Origin of the sequence: Paracoccus binzhouensis, assembly GCF_016446475.1 — a bacterium.
GTDB lineage: Bacteria > Pseudomonadota > Alphaproteobacteria > Rhodobacterales > Rhodobacteraceae > Paracoccus > Paracoccus binzhouensis.
This window is the reverse complement of record NZ_JAEHFP010000222.1, coordinates 1-2,085: the sequence shown is the minus strand read 5'-3', so window position 1 is coordinate 2,085 and position 2,085 is coordinate 1. Positions and strand designations below refer to the sequence as shown.

3 protein-coding genes and 1 pseudogene are annotated in these 2,085 nt (G+C 60.8%); all 4 read left to right on the top strand.

The genetic code is table 11. The features are described 5' to 3' along the window. Positions 1-620: pseudogene (locus tag I9P22_RS24025) on the top strand (hypothetical protein); the annotation flags it as partial. A 57-nt stretch (positions 621-677) separates the two neighbouring features. Then, positions 678-884, top strand: coding sequence for a recombinase family protein (locus I9P22_RS24020; RefSeq protein ID WP_199262729.1), 207 nt, complete (start codon positions 678-680; stop codon positions 882-884). Between the two features lie 278 nt (positions 885-1,162). Then, complete coding sequence (locus tag I9P22_RS24015) at positions 1,163-1,408, top strand: FitA-like ribbon-helix-helix domain-containing protein (protein WP_199262727.1); 246 nt, start codon at positions 1,163-1,165, stop codon at positions 1,406-1,408. Then, positions 1,405-1,827, top strand: a complete 423-nt coding sequence (locus tag I9P22_RS24010) for a type II toxin-antitoxin system VapC family toxin (protein WP_199262726.1) — start codon at positions 1,405-1,407, stop codon at positions 1,825-1,827. Before I9P22_RS24015 ends, I9P22_RS24010 begins: the two co-directional genes overlap by 4 nt. The last annotated feature ends 258 nt before the right edge of the window (positions 1,828-2,085 follow it).

The following is a 2,085-nucleotide window of genomic DNA, read 5'->3' as shown; positions in this document are numbered from 1 at the left end:
GCCCTCACCTGCGCAGCTTCTGGAAGGAAAAATATATAGGCGACCGACAGGGAAATCGCGAGGGCCAAGAAGCTTTGCGACAGAACCGCGTCTTTGACCTGTTGCCGGGACGCCCCAACAACTGCCCGAGCAAGACGGAAGGTCTGGAATGGTCCGACCGGTTGGCCCATCCCCCGGCAGGGCATGAGGCATGGAGCCGCCCGGAGTTGCGCATCGAGGATCTGGCCCAAGCCTTCCGCGACTTCACGGCGGCAGGCAAGAAGGCCCGCAATGCCGCACTGGTCGAGGGGCTGGCGCGAACCCTGCCCTATGGTGCAGGCGATGCCGATTTCTTCGCGTTAATCGAGGCCGACAGCGGGGCCAGCATCCGCAAGGTCTGGACACCAACCGCCGAGAACTTTTTCAACCGCGTCAGCGCCGAATATCTGGACAGCCTGCATCTGGAACTAACCGGCTGTGATCCCGAGGGCAACGGCTTCAAGGCGCATAAAGCGCAGAAAAAAGCGGAAAAGGCCCGCTGCATGGAACGGCTGTTCAGCGATGCCGAGTATCAGAAGGCATGGCGCATCACAGCGGAAGCAAAGACCCGGATCGACGCTTGGGTGCCGGATTGCTTCTGATGCCGATACGGGGGGCGGGACGCTCGCCCCCTACCTCGCTCTTGTGGAGGCCCTGACATGAACCCGCTCGATATGGCATATCCCGATCCGACCGAAGACCAAAAAGCCGCCCTTCGCGCCTATCGTGATCGCCACGGGAAGCGGTGGAAAAGCCGCCTGCTTGCCGATTGGCTGAAATCCGGCGCACCGGACGAGCGGCCCGAGCTGCGCCAGTTGCGCAACTCGCATGGCCCGTCCTGGCTGCTGGACTATCGCTTGCCCTGAATTTCAGTTTCTGCCCTTCAGCGACGAAGGTAACTGGCCCCGCTTCGGCGGGGTCTTTCTTTCCCCTGGTGTTGTCCTGGTTCCCGCAGCCCTGGCGCCGGCGGGCCGGCACCAGGACAGCGGGCGGCGCTAAGGCCGCGCCGGGCCGCCGCTGCGCGGCAGATACGTCGCACCATCTCCAGACTGAGGGACAGCACCACATGCCATCACTTTTAAATTTGTGCCATCACACAGAACATGATAGCATGATTTGGAACTTGCTATCGTAGGATTTACCGATGGGGAACATGACAATTCGCAATCTGCCGGATGAGGTCCACGACCATCTGCGGCAACAGGCAGTCAGCAACAATCGCAGCATCGAGGCGGAAGCTCGCGCCATTTTGGTCAACTCTTATGTCGCCAAGCACACGGGCGGCTTCGGCCAGCAGCTTCGCTCGCGGTTCCAGAGCATGGGCGTGATCGGGGATGAGCTGGACCTGAAGCGCGACAAGACCCCCGGCCGCGCGGCGGACTTCTCGTGATCGTCCTCGACACGAATGTTGTTTCCGAGGTCCAGAAACCGCAACCGAATGAGCGCGTCATGGCCTGGCTCGATGCCCAAGAGCCGGGCGACCTCTTTATGACCGCCATCACGGCGGAAGAACTGCTGTTCGGTGCGCTCATCCTGCCGGTCGGAGACCGCAGGGCACGGTTGTTCGGCACCATCGAAGCCATGTTGCAGGACGACTTCTATGGCCGCGTTCTTCCTTATGATGTGACCGCCTCCCAGTTCTATGCGTCGCGCGTTTCGGCTGCACGGGAACGCGGGATCACGATTGGTCATGCTGATGGGCAGATCGGCGCGATTGTCGCGGCACAAAGAGCGGCGAAGATCGCGACCCGCGACACGGGACCATTTGAAGCTATGCGGATCGAGGTTATCAATCCGTGGGACTATTAGTCTGAAGGACGACGCCAATGGAAAGACACGAGCATCAGCATATTCCGCCGAAGCGTTGGGAGCTTTGGGCCGCGTTCGTCCTTTGCTGCGCCGTAGCAATCATCCTCGTGCCTTTCGTGCGGCCAGTCACAGATGGAGTGTTCTCTTGGGTGCTTTCCCTGCTGGCCGGTGGGTTCTGTCGCAAATGACACGGTAGGCTGGAATCGGCGTTCTACTGGACAGACTTATGCCGCGAGTTCCGCGAAGGTCTGAAACGGC

What these genes read in the sequence shown, in the direction of transcription:
- I9P22_RS24020 (WP_199262729.1), top strand. Translation starts at nt 678, where the DNA reads ATGAACCCGCTCGATATGGCATATCCCGATCCGACCGAAGACCAAAAA.
- I9P22_RS24015 (WP_199262727.1), top strand. Translation starts at nt 1,163, where the DNA reads ATGGGGAACATGACAATTCGCAATCTGCCGGATGAGGTCCACGACCAT.